Origin of the sequence: Pseudoflavitalea sp. G-6-1-2, assembly GCF_012927185.1 — a bacterium.
In the GTDB taxonomy this organism is placed as follows: domain Bacteria; phylum Bacteroidota; class Bacteroidia; order Chitinophagales; family Chitinophagaceae; genus Pseudobacter.
Genome location: NZ_JABBGB010000001.1, coordinates 670,321 through 690,060, shown reverse-complemented (window position 1 = coordinate 690,060; position 19,740 = coordinate 670,321). Strand labels below are relative to the sequence as shown.

Here is a 19,740-nt window from a genome sequence, read left to right as displayed (position 1 = left end):
ACGTTTGTTTAATTTTGTACACGCAAATCAGTCCCGTAAATGACATTACCGGAAAAAACAGACAAAAGAGAGCACCTCCTCAAAGCAGCGGAAGAACTTTTCGCAGAGAAAGGATTCGACGGCACTTCCGTTCGCGACATCGCCCAGAAAGCCGATGTGAACCTGGCCATGATCTCCTACTATTTCGGCTCAAAAGAAAAACTGCTGCAGGTACTCATCGAACAACGATTCGCTTCCAGCCTCGAGCTGCTCGAAGGAATGATCAACAACAACAAAATGACGCCCTGGGAGAAGATCGAAAGGCTCATTGAATATTATGTAGACAAAATCCTCGGCGGCCGCCGCTTTCACTCTATCATCAATCAGGAATACAATACAGACCGGTCTAAAGAGATCATCGATCTCATCACCGGCATCAAAATGAGAAACTTCGAACTGATCAAACTCATTCTCGAAGAAGGTGTAAAGAAAAAACAGTTCCGCAAGATCGATCCCGAAATGACAATGGCTTCCATGATGGGCACCATCAATCAGGCCATCAACGCAAAGAATCTCTATTGCAGACTGTTCAGTATGGAAGGCGCTTCGGAAGAAGAATATCAGACCAAAATGAGTGTACGCCTCAAAACACATCTCAAGATGATGATGCGCTCCCACCTCTCGGCAGAACAACCTAATTTATAAATGACAGACAGAAACAGTATGGAACAACCAAACAAACCTGAAAAGAAGAAATCACCTGTGAGGCTGATTGTCATTGTCGCCCTCCTCATTGTAGCCGGCGTTTTCGGTTATAAGAAGATCATGTTTGCACTGCATCATGAAAGCACAGACAATGCACAGGTGGAAACACAGCTGGTACCCGTACTTCCCCGTGTTGCCGGTTATGTGAAGAGCATCGCCGTAAATGACTACGACACCGTGAAAGCCGGACAACTGGTAGTAGAACTCGACGACGCAGAAATTCAAACTCATATTCTGCAACTCGAAGCAGACTATCAGGCAGCAGTAGCCGATCTCTCCAATGCAAAAGCTTCTCTCAACAATGCGCAGATCTCTCTCCGTGTGAACAGGGGAAACATCTCCATCAACCAGGTGAAACTCGAAAAAGCGCAGAAAGACCTCACCCGCAACCAGAACCTTTTTGCAGAGAATGCTATCACTGCCAAACAACTCGAAGACAGCAAGTACGATTACGAAACACTGGTGAAACAAACCGACAACAGTCATAACGACCTCGCCGGCGCTGAAAGCAGAATCGCTATTCTCGAAGCTGCAGTTACAAAAGCTGCTGCAAACATCGATGTGAAGAAAGCTTTGATAGAGCAGGAAAAACTCAAACTGAGCTACACGAAGATCTTCGCTCCCCAGGCAGGAAAAATCGGAAGAAAGAATATTTCACTCGGCCAGTACGTACAGGCAGGCGCTCCACTCTTTACCGTTGTGAACGATACCACTTACTGGATCGTGGCCAACTTCAAAGAGAATCAGATCAAGAAGCTGCACCCCGGAATGCCCGTTGATATTGAGGTTGATGCATATCCCGATATGAAGATCAAAGGATCTGTTGAAAGCCTCAGTGATGCAACCGGTGCGCGTTTCGCCCTGCTGCCTCCCGACAATGCCAGCGGAAACTTTGTGAAAGTAACACAGCGCGTTCCGGTTAAGATCGCTATCAATGATATCGATAAATACCGCGAAGTGCTTCGTGCAGGTCTCAGTGTTTTTGTAAGCATTCCTTTGAATTAACAAACAGTTCTTGTCATAACATCTCTTACTGATTGCATCGCAACAGCCGGCCATGCTATGACCAGAACTGACCCAACATTTTCATATGTCCAGTCCAAAAGGATTTGCCCGATTTATCATAGTGCTCACTACTGTTACGGCAGCCATCATGGAGCTGATCGATACCAGTATCGTGAACGTGGGTCTGAGTGAAATGGCCGGCAGCCTTGGTGTGAATATCGAAGACATCAGCTGGGTTATCACCTCATATGCTATCGCAAATGTGATCATCATTCCGATGACAGGTTTCCTCGCCGAATATTTCGGACGAAAGAACTACTACATCGTGAGCATGATCATCTTCACCATTGCGAGTTATATGTGTGCGCAAAGTACCGATCTGGTTGAACTGATCATCTGGCGCTTTGTGCAGGGTGTTGGCGGTGGCGCATTGCTCTCCACATCGCAGGCCATCCTCTTCGATGCCTTTCCACCGGAAGACAGGCCCATGGCCTCCGGTCTCTTCGGTATGGGTATCGTTCTCGGTCCAACTCTCGGGCCTACAGTAGGTGGTTATCTCATCGAACATTTCTCATGGCCATGGATGTTCCTCGTGAACCTTCCCATCGGCATCATCGCAACGATATTAGCTTACACATTCATAGATAAGAAGCCTGGTGAAGGCAAGAAAAAGGAAAGTATAAAGATCGATTACATTGGCATTGCCCTATTGATGGTTGGGATCGGCACACTGCAGTTTGTGTTGGAACGAGGAGAAGCAGAAGACTGGTTCAGCAGTGATGCCATCAAGGTTTGCGCAGTTCTGGCTGTAGTGGGAGTTGTGGGCTTCATTATCTATGAATTGAAAACGCCGCATCCTGTGGTGAACCTGCGTGTGATGCGATACCGGCCTTATGCATTCACTACCTTATTCACTTTTGTTGCAGGGCTTGGCCTCTTTACTTCCGTGTTCGTTTATCCTGTACTCGCGCAGCGCGTGTTGGGATTTTCGGCACTCGAAACGGGCTTGTCACTCTTACCACCAACGCTGGCGGGCGTGATAATGATGCCCATCATCGGTAAAGTGATGAGCAAAGGTGTGAGTCCGATTCCCTTCATTGTGGTGGGTTTCATTCTCTTCGCCTGTTACTCATGGCTCAGTGCCGATGTGAGTCCGGATGTAGGAAGATGGGCTTTTTTCTTCCCGCTGCTGGTGCGTGCATTTGGTATCTCAATGAGCCAGCTGCCATTGATCAATCAGGCCGTAGCAGGGTTGCAGCCGAAAGAATACGCGGCGGGCATTTCGCTCAACAATATGATCCGTCAGATCGGTGGTGCATTCGGTATCGCAATGGCCAACAACTATATCAGTCACCAATATGCGCAACACCGCGCAGACATGGTGGCCAACACGTACGACGGCGCTCCGGCGATGACGGAAAGACTGAACGCCATCACGCAAAGCATGATCACCAAAACCGGTGATGCTGCTACAGCCGGCACCAAGGCATTATCGATGATCGACCGTGCAGTGGATAAACAGGCGTACTATCTGGCTTATCTGGATACATTCCATCTCATCGGCATCTTCTTCATCGTTGTAATTCCATTAGTGGTATTCCTGCGGAAGAAGAAAACCAATGCTCCACCTGCACCTATCGATCAGAAAGCTGTGAAAGAAGCCATGGAAGCAGCACATTGATTGTACAATTATGAAGCGATTAAACAAATCATACATGAAGAAGATTATCGGCGGGCTTGCCCTGATCATTGCGCTTAGTCCGGCAATGGCACAGGATTCGCCCGTGAGGGACGAACAGTTGCGCAGCCTCATACATGCTGCTGTGAACAACTATCCCCGCATAAAAGAAATGGAAGAGCAGCTGAAAGCTGATGGTGTAAAAGAGTCCATCATCAAAGCCGGTTATCTTCCTACCGTTACCGGCAACCTGAGTTACCGTTTCGATGCGCCTGTTCCGAAGGCAGAATTCCCATTGCCTACAGGCCCCGCCAGCATTCAGTTTGCGCCGAATAACAATTACAATGCAAACGTGAGTGTGCAGCAGCTGATCTACGATTTCGGAAGAACAAAGCTGGCGCTGAACAAGAACAATGCAGAACATTCGCTGAATATCGAAAACCTCGATAACAGCAAGAATGCGATTGCTTATCAGGTGGCACAGATCTACTACAATATTCAGTTCAATCAGAAAGCGATTCAGGTGCAGCAGGATCAGATCAGTTCGCTCAAAGAAAATGAACGGCTGATTCAGGCACGTATCAAAAATGGTGATGCACTCGAATACGACCTGCTCACGACTCAGGTGCGTACTGCAAATGCCACCAACCGTCTCACCGATCTGCAAAGTCAGCTGGAGAAACAGTTCGTGTTGCTGCAATGGCTCACTGCAATGGATGCGCATGGTAAGATCCCCGCACGCGAGAATTATGATGATCTCACCTTGCTGCTCGAAAGCGGCGACTGGAAAAGCATCAATCCCGAAGCGCGCACCATCCAGAAAAAACTGGAAGTGTTCGATTACGATCTGAAAGAATCATCCGTGAATTCACGCCCAAGCCTTACCGGCTCTGCCGCCGGGGGTGTGCGCAATGGCTTCCAGCCCGATATCGATCAGTTTCGGCTCAACACCTCAGTGGGTGTGGGTTTGAGCATTCCGATACTGTCTGGTGATCGTCCGAAACTGCGTCAGAAATTAACGCAGGTGCAGATCGATGCCGCAAAGCTTTCATTGAATACACTGGAGAACAATATCAAAAAAGACCTGGCCACTGTTCAGGAAGATTACAGAAACCTGCAGACGAAACTGAAAACTACCAGCGTACTGGTATCTCAGGCGGAGCGTGCCTACACACTGGCGCAGGTTCGTTTTAAAGAAGGGTTGATCACCAACGTAGAATTGCTCACCGCGCAAACCAATGTGGAAGATGCCAAACTGCAACTGGTGCAACTGCAATATCAGACCCAACTGGATAAACTGGAAAGTCATAAAGTAGTTGGAACAAAGCTGTTCAACTAATCAAATACGTATAGTATCGGCTGTTTGAGTAAGGGGTTACAAATAATAGCTGAGAATCTGCCCGTGGCCTTCGAGGTTGCGGGCTTTTTTTATTGGCCAAATAGTAAGGTGGGATTGCATTACCGGGGTAACACCTGCATAAAAAGAAACAGTCCTGAAGAAACTTCGGGACTGTTTAAATTCTTTGTACGAAACCTTTACCAACAGAACAGGGTCATCAATAGGTACAAATTTTACACGGCTCGTTTCGTAGGATCATTGGATAAGCGGGCTATTGGATTTTTACTTGTCTATTGATTGAACCAGCGCTTAATTCGGTTTTTGGACATTTCGGATCTTAATGTCCCGACGGTTATCGGGTTTAGGATTTTCTTCAGGATTCTTGGATTAACTTCGCTCGGTTGGTTTTTCGTTCGGATATTGAGCGCTTTGTTACAATCAATCAACAATACAAACATAGAATCAAACGCTCCGGTTTGCAAGAGCATATTTGCTTTATTTTAAGAGTTCATTATTTACCGCAGCAATCGTAATTCTACCCCTCTGATTTTTAGTACAACTACCCTATCTGTCCGTTACTGTAAGAAAGTCCCTATATTCATAATTGTAATAAACAGTAGTACTTCACTAAACTGATTCGCATATGTTGTTGGAAAACAAGACAGTACTAATAACAGGAGGAAGCCGCGGTATTGGAAAAGCCATTGCCATCAGACTGGCGAAAGAGGGGGCGAACATCTCAATAGTGGGAAAAACCACCGAGCCGCATCCGAAACTGGAAGGAACCATTTACTCCGCTGCCGAAGAAATTGCAGCTGCCGGACCCGGAAAAGTATTGCCGATTGCAGGTGATATCCGGTACGAAGACAGTATCCGCAATATTGTGGAAACCACAGTAGGCGCATTCGGAGGTATCGATATTCTCATCAATAATGCCAGTGCCATCAATCTGTCTGCTACAGAACAGGTAGAGCCCAAACGCTGGGATCTGATGCATGGCATCAATGTGCGCGGCACTTTCTTCATGAGCCAGGCATGCATTCCTTTTCTGAAGAAAGCGCATAATCCGCATATCCTCAATTTGTCTCCGCCGCTCAATATGGACCCTAACTGGTTCTCCAAACATCTTGCCTACACCATGAGCAAATACGGCATGAGCATGGTGATATTAGGACTGGCGGAGGAACTGAAACCACACCGCATTGCAGCCAATGCGCTCTGGCCGAAAACTACCATTGCTACTGCGGCGGTTCAGAATCTGCTGGGTGGTGATTTTCTGATACAGCGAAGCCGTACTCCAGAGATTGTGGCGGATGCTGCAGTGCATATTCTCAAACAACCTTCTTACGAATGCACAGGCAATTTCTTTGTAGATGAAGAAGTGCTGATGAAAGAAGGCGTTACCGATTTCACCAAATACGCGGTGAATCCGGATCAGAAACTGATGCAGGATCTGTTCCTCTAAAATAAAAAAGAGGTTGTCTTTGGGGACAACCTCTTTTCGTATAGTGAGATAATTTCTTACTTCTTCTCTTCTGCTTTTTCTTCCACCTGCTCCTGACCTTCGGGTTTCTCCGGTCTCATTTGCGGGAAGAGCAATACATCCTGAATGCTGGGTGAGTTGGTCATCAGCATCACCAGTCTGTCGATACCGATACCGATACCGCCGGTAGGAGGCATGCCATATTCGAGTGCACGGAGGAAATCGTGATCGATGTACATGGCTTCGTCATCGCCGCGTTCCATCAGGCGAACCTGCTCTTCGAAGCGTTCGCGCTGATCGATAGGATCGTTCAGCTCGCTGTACGCATTGGCGATTTCTTTACCATTGATCATCAGCTCGAAACGCTCTACCAGTCCGGGTTTGCTGCGGTGTTTCTTTGTGAGCGGACTCATCTCCACAGGATAATCTGTGATGAAGGTTGGCTGCACAAAATGACCTTCGCATTTCTCTCCGAAGATTTCGTCGATCAGTTTGCCCTTTCCGTAATTAGGGTCGGGATGGAGACCGATCTGTTTGCAGGCGTCGCGCAGTTGCGCTTCGTCCATATTGCTTACGTCGATGCCGGTATGCTCTTTGATGGCATCGTAAATGGTCATGCGTTTGAAAGGAGCTTTGAAGTCGATCTCTCTGTCGCCCACCATCATTTTGGTAGTACCATTCAGGTTGATGGCGATCTTCTCCAGCAGTTGCTCGGTGATTTCCATCAGCCAGAAATAATCTTTGTACGCAGTGTACCATTCGAGTACGGTGAACTCAGGGTTATGCGTGCGGTCCATACCCTCGTTGCGGAAGTTGCGGCTGAACTCGTACACCCAGTCGAAACCGCCTACGATGAGGCGTTTGAGGTAAAGTTCGTTCGCAATACGCAGGAAGAAAGGAACATCCAGCGCATTGTGATGCGTAACAAACGGACGTGCAGCTGCACCACCGGGGATAGCCTGCAACACAGGAGTATCCACTTCGATGGCTCCACGCTCATTCAGAAATTCGCGGATGGTATTGATGAGTTTGGTGCGTTTGAGGAACGTTTCTTTCACATGCGGATTCACTACCAGATCGGCATAACGCTGACGGTAGCGGAACTCAGGGTCAGTTACTGCATCGAAAGTTTCACCTTCTTTCTCTTTCACCACAGGCAGTGGTTTCAGAGATTTGGTGAGGAGAACCAGTTCGCTTACGTGTACGGAAGTTTCACCGGTTTTGGTGGTGAACACATATCCTTTCACGCCGATGATATCGCCGATATCGGTGAGGTGTTTCCATACTGTATCGTACAGAGATTTGTCTTCTCCGGGGCAGATTTCGTCGCGCTTGATGTACAGCTGTATCCTGCCTGAAGCATCCTGCAGAACAGCGAAATTGGCTTTACCCATATCGCGGCGTCCCATGATGCGGCCTGCAAGCACTACGTCTTTGAATTCAGCATTGTTCTCGCCTTCCTTAAATGTTGCCAGAATATTGGCAGCGGTGTTGTTCACCGGGAATAAGGGTGCGGGAAAAGGATCAACGCCCATTTCCTGAAGCTTAGCGAGTTTCTCTCTCCGGATAATCTCTTGTTCTGATAAATGCATGTGCTTTGATTGATTATAAAACGGCTGCAAAAATAACGTAAAAGGGCCGGATTGCGAAGGCGGCGGAGGGAATAGATCCCAAAGCAGGCATTCAGTAGGGCTTAGCTGGTGGCCAGAAGAACCTGCCAGGCCTCCTGCACTTTACCGGCATCCAGCAGTTGCTTTCCGTAAGTGTGCAGCTCTTTTTCCATCTCATCGGGGTTGATGGAATAATATTGGAAGATGTTCTTCAGTGTCTCATCTTCAAATGCCGGATCGATCACAGGCATCTCGTGCACGTTGCCGAGCTGTCCGAGATTGTTCCCGGTAAGTATCTTACTGTTGCGTATATGCGCAGGTAATGCATCTACTCCAACCCCCAGTTTTACGTTAGGTTTCTCTACCTGAAAGAGGCTGTTGGAATCCACTTTGCTGTACCAGTCGCCACCGAGGCGGGCTACATGATGCAGTTTGGTCTGATCGATGAATTTCTTTTCGTTGAGAATGCTGTCGTCGATATGCATGCGCAGCACTTCGCAGATCACCAGATTACCGGCTCCGCCTTCTGTGCCGAGTGGCTTTACTTCAATCACTTTGCATTCCATCTTCACTTTGCTTTCTTTCACCATTGGCGGTTTCACCAATGTGGCCGGTTCTGCTGTGAAGCCCGATGGAACGAATTCATCGATATCACGCGGAAACTCGCAGCTGGCAAGGCTTACCTGCTGTACCATATCGTAGTCGACGATGTTGATCACTACCTCCGGTACTTCAAGTACGTTCTCCAATGTATGCTTGGTGGTATTGTCGCGCACGCGTCGGGCGGGCGAGAATATCACGATGGGCGGATTGGAGCTGAACATATTGAAAAAGCTGAATGGCGAAAGGTTCACCTGTCCTGCTTTATTGATAGTGCTCGCGAAACAGATAGGCCTTGGTGCGATGGCGTGTTGCAGATAGTTCTGCCTTTCGGCCGGCGTCAGTTGATTAAGATCGATTACCATACTGCTTAGTTAGCTGATTTGAGATTTTTCTTTTGAGCGAGGATGGAGAATCCGTCCTCATCGCGCACCATGGTATTGGAGAGGATGCCGAGGCCATCGATTTCCATTTCAACTACGTCGCCTTCTTTCAGCCACTGTTCCTGATAATTGGGATCGTTGAGTTTGCCGGTTCCATTGAGTTCGAGGAAACAGCCGGTGCCTACGGTTCCGCTTCCGATCACATCGCCGGGGTGGAGGTTAACGCCGTAAGAAGCACGTTCAATGATTTCGGCGAAGGTCCAGTCCATATCTCCTACATTTCCGTCGCTTACCTGCACACCGTTCACGCGGCATTGCATGCGGAGGTTCCACGATTTTCCAACATGGCCTTCTTTGGCGGGGATCTCGTATTGTTCCAGTTCGTCCAGTGTTACCAGCCATGGGCCGATCACCGTGGAGAAGTCTTTTCCTTTGCAGGGTCCGAGGTTGAGCAGCATTTCTTCCATCTGCAGTCTGCGGGCGCTCATGTCGTTCATGATCATCAATCCACCAATGTACTGATCGGCATGTTCAGCGCGGATATTACGGCCTGCTTTGCAGATCACTATTGCAGCTTCCAGTTCAAAGTCGAGTTTCTCGAAATGATCGGGCATGCACACCACATCGCCGGGGCCCTGAATGCTGTTATGATTGGTGAAGTAAATGATGGGGTACTGGTCAAACTCTTCGATCATCGGCACTTTACGGTTGCGGCGCGCTGCTGCAACGTGTTGGCGGAATGCGTATCCATCGCGGCAGCTGGGCGGATTGGGAACCGGTGCCAGTACATGCGCTTTGCTGTATTCGAAGCCTCTTGTTTTGGCAACTTTTCCTTCTTTTACCATCTTTTCTGCCTGAAGGGCCATGGGATAAGCATCTTCCCAGTAATGCAGAAACATGCCCATGCTTTGGGGAAGATCTGGATGCAGTTCTTCGAGATCGTACAACAAACCATCTACGTACATCGCCAGGCGATCCTGATCATTGAATAAGTATGAAACCAGTTTCATAAAATGACATTTATTGAGGGCTGCAAGATAAAACAATCGTTCGTAAACCCGCCTGTTCCGATGGACTGATAACGGTAATTTTGACCAGCACTGCATTATTCTGGAGCAGTGGTTGTGCAGGCCTTGCAGATTCCGGCGGTTTTTTCTATTTTATTGAATAAACCCCAACCTATGTCTCTCCCGATTCTGATCTACGGCCGGAAATCAAATAGATTCGGCAAGTGGCTTGCCATTCTGCCTCTGCTGATTATTCTTTATTGGATAAAAGCCAGCGGGCCCAGAGAGCGCGATTCAGTAAATATTCGCCTGATAATTTTCATTGTTGCTTTTGTTGTGCTTCTTATTGTTGTACTGGTACAAAGGTGGAAACCGCAGCCGGAAATTACGCTGGAAGATATTGGTATTACCATCGGCGAAAATGGAATGGTCAGCTGGGAGCGGATCTCCAGCTTTTGCATTGTTTATTTTACCAACACCTGGAAAACAGTACTGGAACTGAATTACAACGATAATACTACAGAAGCTTTTGATATCACCAACGCAAGAGTTAAGCCGGAGGAGCTGGTAAATCAGATGATGATTTATAAAGGCGACGTGGACATCAAATACCTTGGCCACTACGAAAAAAGGTCTGGCGAAGCCAGTATTTCCGGCAGTTCAGAAGTAAGATAAGCCCTTCTGTACCCTGCAAAAAAACGCAATGCTTTCGGAAAAACTTTGTTCGTACCTTTTGCCAATGAAACATCCGATTGCGGTACTATTGCTTTGCCTTTTTGCTGGCAGTTCATATTCACAGGAGAAAACAGATCAATGGCTGGAAGAACTGATCCGGACCAATGCCAGTCCCTTTTTGCTCAATGTGCTGAATCAGCCTGATACCTTTCAGTATCAGTTCATCTACACGCAGATCAACCGCGACAAAGACAATAACCCCAGTTTCAAAAACTATTATTTCCACGTAGACAAGAACAGGTACTTCAATCCCGCTTCCATGGTGAAGCTGCCAACCGCAGTGCTGGCACTCGAAAAACTGAATACGCTCAGTAAGTACGGCGTTACCAAATCTTCGGCAATGCTTACAGACAGTGCCTACGACAAACAAACGCGCGTGGTATTCGACAGCACTTCGGAAGATGGCGCACCCAGTGTTGGGCACTACGTGAAAAAGATATTCCTCGTGAGCGACAACGATGCTTACAACAGGCTCTATGAATTTGTAGGACAAAAAACGCTCAACGAGCGACTCTGGAAAATGGGGTACAAAGATGCACGCATCACCCGTCGCTTCGTAACCATGACGGAAGATCAGAACCGCCACACCAACCCCATCCGATTCAAAGATTATGCAGAACTGCTGTACATTCAGCCACCAGCCTACAATACAAAGGACTTCGATTTCCGTAAAAAGATATTCGTGGGAAATGCGCACTACAACCGCGAAGACAGTCTGATAATGTCTCCGATGGACTTCACAACGCATAATAATTTTCCATTGGAATACCTGCAACAGATTCTGCAGGCGGTGATGTTCCCGGATGCAACGCCTTCCGGCAAAAGATTTAAACTCACAGAAGACGACTATGCGTTTCTGCATCGGTACATGAGCGAAATGCCATCGGAGAGTGATTATCCCTCTTACGATACATCAGAATACTTCGACAGTTATACCAAATTCTTTTTCTTCAAAGCCGACAGAAAAATTCCTCCTTACATCCGGGCATTCAATAAGACCGGCTGGTCGTATGGATTTCTTACAGATGTCACTTACATCGCAGACTTCAAGAACAATGTAGAGTTCATGCTCAGTGGAACAATCTACACAAACAAAGATGGCATACTGAACGATGATAAATACGAATACGAACAAACCGGATATCCCTGGTTCAAAGAAATGGGCACGATTATTTATAACTATGAATTGCAGCGGAAGCGCGAATTCGCTCCCGATCTCAAAGCATTCAAAATAGATTACAGGAACTGAGACCAGTTATGAATATCCAGCGAAACTTTTCACTAATACCCGTGATGTTGTTTTTGATGTCGGTTGCGGCAACTGCACAATCGCAACAAGTGGTGCAGGGAGCCATCATCAGAGCAGATACCACAGTAAAGAGAATGGCCATCGTTTTTACGGCAGACGAATTTGGTGATGGGGCCGATACCATCATCAACACATTGAAGCAGGAGAATGTGAAAGCATCTTTCTTCTTCACCGGAAGATTCTATCGGGCAAAGCCATTCAAATCTGCCATCCGCCGGTTGAAAGAACAGGGGCATTATCTCGGACCTCACAGTGATCAGCACCTGCTTTATTGCGACTGGACCAAACGCGACAGTCTGCTCGTAACGCAGCAGCAATTCAGCAAAGATCTCCGGAAGAACTACGCCGCCATGGCTCGTTTCGGGATTGCAAAATCCGACGCGCATTTCTTCCTTCCTCCCTTTGAATGGTACAACAATACTATTGCCGAATGGACAAAGGCTGAAGGTTTGCAGCTGATCAATTTTACACCCGGCACACTCAGCAATGCAGATTACACTACCCCCGATATGAAGAATTACCGGAGTACTGAAGTGGTGCTGAATTCCATTAAGAAATATGCGCAGGGCAATGCTGCCGGACTGAATGGGTTTATTCTGTTGCTGCATTTCGGCACCGACCCCAAGCGGCCCGATAAGCTCTACAACCGCCTGCCGGAACTTATCCGGTTTCTGAAGTACAATGGCTATCAGCTGGTACGAATAGATGAACTGGGCCTCCCATCCCTCCCATAAAAAGAGCACCCATCAACGTTACTGAGCGCCATTTTTTGAACAAAACAATTGATCTGTTGTTGAACAAAAAATTCGCCTGATGGTTTATTAGCGAAAGCCCCCTTCTCAACCGATACCATACGTAACAGAAAACCGTTTTTGTTATGGAGAAGGCAATCAAACCACAGTTCAACAAAAGTAATTCCGCGGCTGAAGCCGCGTTTCAACAATTGAGGAAGGATGTCAATGAACTCATTGGCAAACTCGAACCTGAGCGCCGGAAGAATATTGTTTTTAAAGCATTATTATTCCCGCTTTTATACATAGCCACTTACACGTCATTGTTGTTATGGGGCAATAATCCGTTTGTGTTTTATGCCAGCTATTTCATGTTGGGAGTAATGCTGGTGGTGATTTTTCTGAACACCATTCACGATGCCGTACATGGCACCATCTTTAACAAAAAATGGCTGAATGAATTGTACGTTTACTTCTTCGATTTTATGGGAGCGAACAGTTTTGTGTGGAGATTACGCCATGTGCGTTTTCACCACAATTATCCCAATGTAAACGGATGGGATACCGACATCGAGCAGAGCAGTCTTGCCAGAATATTTCCTACAGGCCATGCGTTGCCGGTTCACCGGTATCAGCATATTTATCTGCCATTGCTGTATCCGCTCTATCTGTTCAACTGGCTGCTGATACGCGACTTCAAAGATTTCTTCAATAAGCGGAAAACCATCTGGAAGCTTGCGGACATCCCTAAACATGAATATGTAAAACTGTTTCTTTTCAAAGCGGCATTTCTGTTCTATCTGCTGGTGATACCGAAATGGTTGTTGTCGGTGGCATGGCTGAAGATCGTTGCGGGTTTCCTCATCATGCTGTTCACGGCCAGTATTTTTTCGCTGATGGTTTTGCTGAGTCCTCATGCGAATACAGATTCGGAATTTCCATTGCCCGACGAACAGAACAAACTGCCGCATAGCTGGATGATGCACATGCTCACCACCACCAACGATGTATCGCACGATAACTGGTTCGTTCGGTTCTTCATGGGATCTTTCAATTTCCATGTAGTGCACCATTTGTTCCCGAATGTGAATCATGTGTATTATCCTGAAATTACAGGACTGCTTCAGCGTTATGCCAGAGAGTACGATCTGCCTTACCGGCAATACTCGCTCAGGGTAAGTTTGCGCAACCATTTCCGGCTGCTGAAGCAGCAGGGAGCTACGGAAAATATCTTTGAAGAAACGATGTAGGCGCGAATCTTGTACTATTTTTGTCTCAAACCTGGGAAATATGAAATTCGAGAAGATTCACAATAAGGGCCAGGCACAATTATTCAGGAACCGTTACCTGGAAATGCTGACAAAGACACACCCGCTTATCATTTGGGGAATGTATGTGCCGGTATTTATAGGGATGCCCTGGTACGCAGCCGCCAGGCTCGGTTTTGAAGGATGGCGTATTGCGTTGCTCTATCTCGCCGGTATATTTTTCTGGACGTTCTTCGAATACATCATGCACCGCTGGGTGTTCCATATGATCGCTGAAAGCGAGCGTGGAAGAAAATTCATCTACGTAATGCATGGCAACCACCATCATTACCCACGCGATAAGGAAAGGCTTTTTATGCCACCTATTCCCAGCCTGCTCATCTCCGGCACTATCTTCGGCATCATGTACCTGCTGATGGGAAAAAATGTGTTCATGTTCTTTCCCGGATTCATTCTCGGATACCTGATGTACGGAACCATGCACTACGCTATTCACGCATGGAACCCACCATTCAAATGGATGAAGGGGCTTTGGCGCAATCACCACCTGCATCACTACAAAGACGAAGGCAAGGGGTATGGCGTTAGCTCCACTATCTGGGATCATGTGTTCGGAACGATGTTCGATCTGAAGAAAGAGAAAGAGGACAAGGAGAAAGTGAAGGAGCTGCAATTCGAAAAATAAGGATAGAAATCCCACCAATAAAAGAATCGCCCGCTGACACAATCAGCGGGCGATTCTTTTATTGTACTATTCGATGTTGTGTAATTAAAATATCAGTCTGTATGTGCGGTGAACTTTATCGCGCGTAGCGCCGGTGGCTTCGTGAATGCTCATCATCTTGTCGTTGAAATCGCCTACCCATGCGAGTTCTACGCCCTTGATGGTATTGCGGGGAAGGACCTCCAGTTGCAGACAGCGGATCAACGCCGACTCAACGCCGTGATTCTGGTATTTCTTTTTGCATCCCATGATGATGATGCGGAGCCTGTCGATCTTTGTGCGTCGTTTGTACCACACGAATTTCAGTTTGCCCCAGAGATCGAGCTTGCCGTTTACGTGACGGAGAATCTGGTTCACATCGGGGAGACAAAGTACAAACGCAATGGGCTCGTCGTTGAAGTAGGCAAACCAGATGATCTTCTCATCCATGATGGCCTGCATCTGACGGAAGCTTTCTTTGATGGTGCCCATTTCGATGGGAGTGAAGTTCTCGAAATCGCTCCAGGCATTGTTGTAGATCTCCTGAAAATCGGCAGCGAATTTATCGAAATGCTTTTTGTCGAAATGCTTAAAGCTGTAGCCGGGTTTCCGCATTACCCAGTCGGCAATTTTGGTGAACCTTTCCGGAAGCGGAATTCGGGCGTCCAGAAAATTGGTGAACTGGTCGTATTGCTTTTTGAAGCCGTAAGCTTCGAAGAAATCGATGTAGTAGGGAGGGTTGTAGTTCATGCCGAGGCTGGGTGGCTTGAACCCTTCGATGAGGAGACCCCAGAATTTGTCGTTCTCTCCGAAGTTGATGGGGCCATCCATCGCTTTCATTCCGTGACCCTGCAGCCAGGCTTTGGCTGTATCGAGCAGCAGAAAGGCTGCTTTCTGATCGTCGATGCATTCGAAGAATCCGACACCGCCGGTGGGCTGCTGGTTTTTATGGGCTTTCTCTTCATTTACGAAGGCAGCAATGCGGCCGATAGTTTGGCCATTGTCGTTTTTGAGCAACCAGCGGGTGCATACGCCATGTGAGAAAAATACATTCCTTTTCGGATCGAAAACCGCTTCCACATCGGAGTGGAGCGGACTGATCCAGTTTTTGTCGTTTTTGTATAATTTCCCTGGGAATTCAATAAACTCCGCTGCGGCGCGGGGGTCATTTACCTCTATGACGTTCATGGTGCGAAACTAGCTATAATTCACCATTTCTCGTCATCCGGAATGTCGGAGTTTGGCCTGAACTGCTCCCTCATTTTGTATTTGTGCAGCATCCGTGCGATGATCAATGTTGCGATCAGTGAGCCGGCATCCTGATCCGGGTTGTCTTTCAAAGCCTGCCTTACTTTGAGCTCACTTACATCTATCCGGTACAATATGTTCACTAGCCCGGAAAAATCGTTTGCCACCAGCAGGTTGATTTTTTCGGCCAGCCGCTGTTCAAAATCTTCCGCTCCATTATCCTGAATATCAAAAATGGGAGAAAGATTTTCCTTAACAAACATTATGCTTTTTTCTGCACTCAATTAATTAAATTTACTATCCCGACATAAATGTACGAATACCAGCCTGCTGGTATAGCATCTTATTTTTTTAATGATCCTCTGCAATAATTAACCTTATCCGGGTATGCGGTTGAGCGGAGGAATATTTGCCGTACTTTTATTACTTGCCTGCACAGTGCAGGCACAACGTGCACGTTTTGGTGTGGTGAAGGGGTTAGTGCAGGATTCTGCCAACCGGCAGCCCGTAGAAGCTGCTACCATCTCAGTTTTTCTTCAGAAAGATTCTTCTCTTGTAAATTATGTGCTCACCAACCGTAAAGGTGAGTTTCAGATAAAGGATGTACCTGTGGCTACACCCTGTAAACTCCTCATTTCTTATAACGGTCTCAAAAGTCATTTGCAGGAATTCACCATTCCCGAAGATCAATCAGAAGCCATGCTCGGCACCATCCGTTTGGGCAAAAGCGTGAAGGAGCTGGAAGAGGTAATGGTAGTGGGAATGCGACCGCCGATGGTGATCAAGAAAGATACCATCGAATTCAATGCCGGCGCTTTCAAAACAGTTCCCAATGCAGTGCTTGAAGATCTCGTGAGGCAGCTGCCCGGTATCGATGTGGATTCAAAAGGCAATCTTACCATGAACGGGAAAAAGATCGAGAAGATCACCATCGATGGCAAAGACTTTTTTGCGAATGATCCGATGGTGGCATTGAAAAACCTTCCGAAAAATATCATCGATAAAGTTCAGGTGGTCGATTACAAAACGAGAGAAGCGCAGTTCAACAAAACTACCACGGGCAACGAAAACAAAGTACTGAACCTTACGTTGAAAAAAGATCAGAATCAGGGATGGTTTGGCAGGGCATCAGGTGGTTACGGTTCTGAAAAAAGATATGAAGGCGGCGTTAATTTAAACAGCTTTTCCAAGACTAAACAGATAGCTGTTCTGGCCAATGGGAACAACACCAATCGTGGCAGTTATGGTGGTGGTAGTTTCAGTATCGCCAGCGCACAAAGCAGTTTAGGCGGGGGAGGAACAGGGTTTACCGATAATAAGTCCGGGGGATTGAATTTCACCAATGTGTTCAGTCCGAAACTCACGCTGAGCAGCAGTTATTTTTACAACCGGTCTTTCTACGAGAACGTTACCAAAACACAGCGCCAGAATATCACCGAAACAAAAAATGCATTTTACAATTCTGTGAACAGCAACAATAATACAGGCTCCAATCACAGAGTAAATGTGAATCTGGATTATAGACCAGACTCCAGTACCAGCATGAATTTGACGATGGGCTTCAATAGAGATGATTCGAAACCCTGGTCGAACAATGATGCCAGCACCAGGGATATTTCAGGCAAACTGATCAACACAAGCGTAAATACATTGAATGGCAAGAGTACTTCAGATAACTTCGCGGCAGAGTTCTTTATCGGGCACCGGTTCAAAAAAGAAGGGCGAAGCCTTTCAATGAACCTCAGCTATGGAAATTCCAAAACAAATGGAGAAGATTACAACGCTGGTCGAAAGTGGATACTTAAAGATGATCTCACCGACTCTGTTGTTAATCTCGATCAGCAGAGCAAATCAAATGGGAAAAATAATACGTATTTATTATCTATCGGATATACAGAACCGATCTTAAAGGACCTGAATGTTTTATTCCGTTACAGCTATTCTGTAACCAAGGGAAATTCAGATAAAGCCACCCATAAGTTCAATCCCGAAACAAAGCAATATGATCTGATAGATCCGGAGTTGTCTGATGCATTCACCAACAGGTCGGAAATCAGCAACCCCGACGTGAGTTTTAATTATTTCAAAAACAACAGATTCCGTGCGAGTACCGGGCTAGGCCTGCAATGGCTCAGGCAACAGAATACCTCACTCATACAAAAGGATATGGATCAGAAATACCTGAACTATTTTCCGTCAGCTAATTTCACCTGGCAGATGAGTAAAACGGGAGAAGTATCATTTGCCTACAACGGCAGAAGCGAACAGCCTACTGCACAGCAATTGCAGCCTGTGCCGGATAACAGCAATCCGCTATTGATCACCTTAGGAAATCCCGATTTGAAACCGGCATTCAATCATAACCTTAATCTGACTGTACGGCAATCGAAGGGGCAGTGTTACTGGTATGGTGGCCTGGGTTTAAATGTAACATCGAACATGATTGGAACTGAAATTGATTTCGATGTAGACAAACAAACTATGAAACCCATCAACATTAACGGTAACTATGCTGTCAATGGAAATTTGACGCTGAGTAAATCATGGAAGGCAAAGGATTTCAATTTCAGAATGAATTCAACATTAGGGGCTGAAGTAAGACGTGATATTTCGATGGTGAGTAAACAAAAGGTAGAAACCAGGCTTTACAACTGGATGGGTCGCTTGTTTGTTAGTGGCACCTACAAAGATCTGATCAACATTATGCCATCATATTTTATTCGCATCAGCGACTCGAAATACAATCCCAATGCACAACAGAGTGTTTCTAATGTTTCGCATCAATTGTCAGTAGATCTGTTTCTCAACTGGCCTAAAAGACTGATCATCGAAAACAATGTGGGATATATCTACAACAGCAATATCGCACCAGGCTTCAGGAAAAGCATTACCTCATGGAATGCTGCGGCTATGTATCAGATACTGAAGGATAACAAAGGAGTTCTTAGGGTTGCCATTTACGATATACTGAAGCAAAACAGCAATGTTAACCGAAGCATGACCGCCACTTATGTGCAGGATGTTCAGGTGCAGGTATTGCAGCAATACGTGATGGTAAGTTTCCTGTATAACTTCAGTCAGTTCGGTGGAAAGAAGAAATGATCTGTACTTCGTTCTGTCAGAATTTTTCCATTACTCCCAGTCCGAATAATGCAAAGTCGAATCTGGCGGGGTCTTCAGCATCCAGCTGCTTCAGCCACTGGGTGAGTTCGAGGGCTGCGGGCCAGTCTGTTTTTGTGCGCTGCAGCAATCCGAACTTCTGAGCCACGCGGGCAACGTGAAGGTCCATGGGGCAGATCAGTTGCGAAGGGGAGATCTTTTTCCAGATACCGAAATCCACTCCTTTGTTATCTCTCCTTACCATCCATCGGAGATACATATTGAGGCGCTTGCAGGTAGAGCCTCTTGCGGGCGTAGCAATATGTTTGCGGGTACGGGCGGGCACATCATCGAGAGAAAAGAAATAATCGTAGAAGCCGCGCAGCGCATGTTCCACTGTTTCATCTTTTTTGCCCATTCCTTTGAGAAAGGCGGCTTCCAGACTCTTGTGTGTGGTGTAGTGAGCGTGCAGAAATTCGATGAAATAGAAGAGGTCGGTTGCGTTGAATGTGCGGTGCTTGAATGCACTCAGTTGTTTCAGTTTCTGGGGACTGCTTTCGAGGATGAACTGATGCGGGGCCATATCCATCCCTTCCATCAGCTCACGCGTTTTTTTGATGATGGTGGTTCGGTTACCCCAGGCAAATATGGAAGCAAAGAAACCCGCGATCTCTATATCCTGCTGTTTTGAAAACAGATGAGGAATAGAGATCGGGTCGTCTTTGATGAAAGATGGCTGATTGTATTCAGCTGCTTTCTTTATCAGAAAATCTTTGAGCGATTGGGTAGAGGTCATGC

The 19,740-nt window shown here is 46.7% G+C and carries 17 protein-coding genes; 11 read left to right on the top strand and 6 right to left on the bottom strand.

Going from position 1 to position 19,740, the window contains the following annotated elements:
* Positions 1-39: 39 nt before the first annotated feature.
* The 5 genes from HHL16_RS02870 (at position 40) to HHL16_RS02850 (ending at position 6,231) form a co-directional block, all read left to right on the top strand.
* Positions 40-684, top strand: coding sequence for a TetR family transcriptional regulator (locus tag HHL16_RS02870; protein ID WP_169423635.1), 645 nt, complete (start codon positions 40-42; stop codon positions 682-684).
* The gene (locus HHL16_RS02865) at positions 685-1,749 is read left to right on the top strand and encodes an HlyD family secretion protein (protein ID WP_169423634.1); all 1,065 of its coding nucleotides are present in this window, start codon (positions 685-687) and stop codon (positions 1,747-1,749) included.
* An 85-nt stretch (positions 1,750-1,834) separates the two neighbouring features.
* Entirely contained in the window at positions 1,835-3,430 is a 1,596-nt protein-coding gene (locus HHL16_RS02860; protein WP_169423633.1) for a DHA2 family efflux MFS transporter permease subunit, read from the top strand.
* A 34-nt stretch (positions 3,431-3,464) separates the two neighbouring features.
* Positions 3,465-4,766 (top strand): TolC family protein, encoded by a 1,302-nt coding sequence (locus HHL16_RS02855; protein WP_169423632.1) that lies wholly within the window; start codon positions 3,465-3,467, stop codon positions 4,764-4,766.
* 643 nt (positions 4,767-5,409) lie between these two features.
* Entirely contained in the window at positions 5,410-6,231 is an 822-nt protein-coding gene (locus HHL16_RS02850; protein WP_169423631.1) for an NAD(P)-dependent oxidoreductase, read from the top strand.
* A 56-nt stretch (positions 6,232-6,287) separates the two neighbouring features.
* Here HHL16_RS02850 and lysS read toward each other — a convergent pair whose 3' ends face one another.
* The 3 genes from lysS to HHL16_RS02835 form a co-directional block, all read right to left on the bottom strand.
* Positions 6,288-7,841 (bottom strand): lysine--tRNA ligase, encoded by a 1,554-nt coding sequence (gene lysS, locus HHL16_RS02845; RefSeq protein ID WP_169423630.1) that lies wholly within the window; start codon positions 7,839-7,841, stop codon positions 6,288-6,290.
* 101 nt (positions 7,842-7,942) lie between these two features.
* Positions 7,943-8,824: a flavin reductase family protein gene (locus HHL16_RS02840; RefSeq protein WP_169423629.1), complete on the bottom strand. Its 882-nt coding sequence runs from the start codon at positions 8,822-8,824 to the stop codon at positions 7,943-7,945.
* A 5-nt stretch (positions 8,825-8,829) separates the two neighbouring features.
* Positions 8,830-9,852, bottom strand: a complete 1,023-nt coding sequence (locus HHL16_RS02835; RefSeq protein WP_169423628.1) for a fumarylacetoacetate hydrolase family protein — start codon at positions 9,850-9,852, stop codon at positions 8,830-8,832.
* A gap of 108 nt (positions 9,853-9,960) precedes the next feature.
* On the opposite strand from HHL16_RS02835, the gene HHL16_RS02830 reads away from it, so the two are divergent.
* The 5 genes from HHL16_RS02830 (at position 9,961) to HHL16_RS02810 (ending at position 14,577) form a co-directional block, all read left to right on the top strand.
* Positions 9,961-10,524 (top strand): hypothetical protein, encoded by a 564-nt coding sequence (locus tag HHL16_RS02830; protein ID WP_169423627.1) that lies wholly within the window; start codon positions 9,961-9,963, stop codon positions 10,522-10,524.
* A 64-nt stretch (positions 10,525-10,588) separates the two neighbouring features.
* The gene (locus tag HHL16_RS02825) at positions 10,589-11,833 is read left to right on the top strand and encodes a serine hydrolase (protein WP_169423626.1); all 1,245 of its coding nucleotides are present in this window, start codon (positions 10,589-10,591) and stop codon (positions 11,831-11,833) included.
* Between the two features lie 44 nt (positions 11,834-11,877).
* Positions 11,878-12,627 carry a polysaccharide deacetylase family protein gene (locus tag HHL16_RS02820; protein WP_240965745.1) on the top strand — a complete coding sequence of 250 codons (750 nt, stop codon included), beginning with the start codon at positions 11,878-11,880 and terminating at the stop codon, positions 12,625-12,627.
* A 143-nt stretch (positions 12,628-12,770) separates the two neighbouring features.
* Positions 12,771-13,874, top strand: a complete 1,104-nt coding sequence (locus tag HHL16_RS02815; RefSeq protein ID WP_169423624.1) for a fatty acid desaturase — start codon at positions 12,771-12,773, stop codon at positions 13,872-13,874.
* Between the two features lie 40 nt (positions 13,875-13,914).
* Positions 13,915-14,577, top strand: a complete 663-nt coding sequence (locus tag HHL16_RS02810; RefSeq protein ID WP_169423623.1) for a sterol desaturase family protein — start codon at positions 13,915-13,917, stop codon at positions 14,575-14,577.
* Positions 14,578-14,661: 84 nt separating this feature from the next.
* On the opposite strand, the gene HHL16_RS02805 is transcribed toward HHL16_RS02810, so the two are convergent.
* On the bottom strand, positions 14,662-15,783 hold the full coding sequence (locus tag HHL16_RS02805; protein WP_169423622.1) for a GNAT family N-acetyltransferase: 1,122 nt from the start codon (positions 15,781-15,783) through the stop codon (positions 14,662-14,664).
* 20 nt (positions 15,784-15,803) lie between these two features.
* The gene (locus HHL16_RS02800) at positions 15,804-16,106 is read right to left on the bottom strand and encodes a hypothetical protein (protein ID WP_169423621.1); all 303 of its coding nucleotides are present in this window, start codon (positions 16,104-16,106) and stop codon (positions 15,804-15,806) included.
* Between the two features lie 124 nt (positions 16,107-16,230).
* Between HHL16_RS02800 and HHL16_RS02795 the strand changes: the two genes are divergently transcribed.
* A complete protein-coding gene (locus HHL16_RS02795; RefSeq protein WP_169423620.1) occupies positions 16,231-18,945 on the top strand; it encodes an outer membrane beta-barrel protein in 2,715 nt (904 codons plus the stop codon).
* A 16-nt stretch (positions 18,946-18,961) separates the two neighbouring features.
* On the opposite strand, the gene HHL16_RS02790 is transcribed toward HHL16_RS02795, so the two are convergent.
* Positions 18,962-19,738: a TIGR02757 family protein gene (locus tag HHL16_RS02790; protein ID WP_169423619.1), complete on the bottom strand. Its 777-nt coding sequence runs from the start codon at positions 19,736-19,738 to the stop codon at positions 18,962-18,964.
* Positions 19,739-19,740: the final 2 nt, after the last annotated feature.

Coding starts and splice junctions, on each gene's coding strand:
- HHL16_RS02870 (WP_169423635.1), top strand. CDS start 40: ATGACATTACCGGAAAAAACAGACAAAAGAGAGCACCTCCTCAAAGCA.
- HHL16_RS02865 (WP_169423634.1), top strand. CDS start 685: ATGACAGACAGAAACAGTATGGAACAACCAAACAAACCTGAAAAGAAG.
- HHL16_RS02860 (WP_169423633.1), top strand. CDS start 1,835: ATGTCCAGTCCAAAAGGATTTGCCCGATTTATCATAGTGCTCACTACT.
- HHL16_RS02855 (WP_169423632.1), top strand. CDS start 3,465: ATGAAGAAGATTATCGGCGGGCTTGCCCTGATCATTGCGCTTAGTCCG.
- HHL16_RS02850 (WP_169423631.1), top strand. CDS start 5,410: ATGTTGTTGGAAAACAAGACAGTACTAATAACAGGAGGAAGCCGCGGT.
- lysS (WP_169423630.1), bottom strand. CDS start 7,841: ATGCATTTATCAGAACAAGAGATTATCCGGAGAGAGAAACTCGCTAAG.
- HHL16_RS02840 (WP_169423629.1), bottom strand. CDS start 8,824: ATGGTAATCGATCTTAATCAACTGACGCCGGCCGAAAGGCAGAACTAT.
- HHL16_RS02835 (WP_169423628.1), bottom strand. CDS start 9,852: ATGAAACTGGTTTCATACTTATTCAATGATCAGGATCGCCTGGCGATG.
- HHL16_RS02825 (WP_169423626.1), top strand. CDS start 10,589: ATGAAACATCCGATTGCGGTACTATTGCTTTGCCTTTTTGCTGGCAGT.
- HHL16_RS02820 (WP_240965745.1), top strand. CDS start 11,878: ATGTTGTTTTTGATGTCGGTTGCGGCAACTGCACAATCGCAACAAGTG.
- HHL16_RS02815 (WP_169423624.1), top strand. CDS start 12,771: ATGGAGAAGGCAATCAAACCACAGTTCAACAAAAGTAATTCCGCGGCT.
- HHL16_RS02810 (WP_169423623.1), top strand. CDS start 13,915: ATGAAATTCGAGAAGATTCACAATAAGGGCCAGGCACAATTATTCAGG.
- HHL16_RS02805 (WP_169423622.1), bottom strand. CDS start 15,783: ATGAACGTCATAGAGGTAAATGACCCCCGCGCCGCAGCGGAGTTTATT.
- HHL16_RS02800 (WP_169423621.1), bottom strand. CDS start 16,106: ATGTTTGTTAAGGAAAATCTTTCTCCCATTTTTGATATTCAGGATAAT.
- HHL16_RS02795 (WP_169423620.1), top strand. CDS start 16,231: ATGCGGTTGAGCGGAGGAATATTTGCCGTACTTTTATTACTTGCCTGC.
- HHL16_RS02790 (WP_169423619.1), bottom strand. CDS start 19,738: ATGACCTCTACCCAATCGCTCAAAGATTTTCTGATAAAGAAAGCAGCT.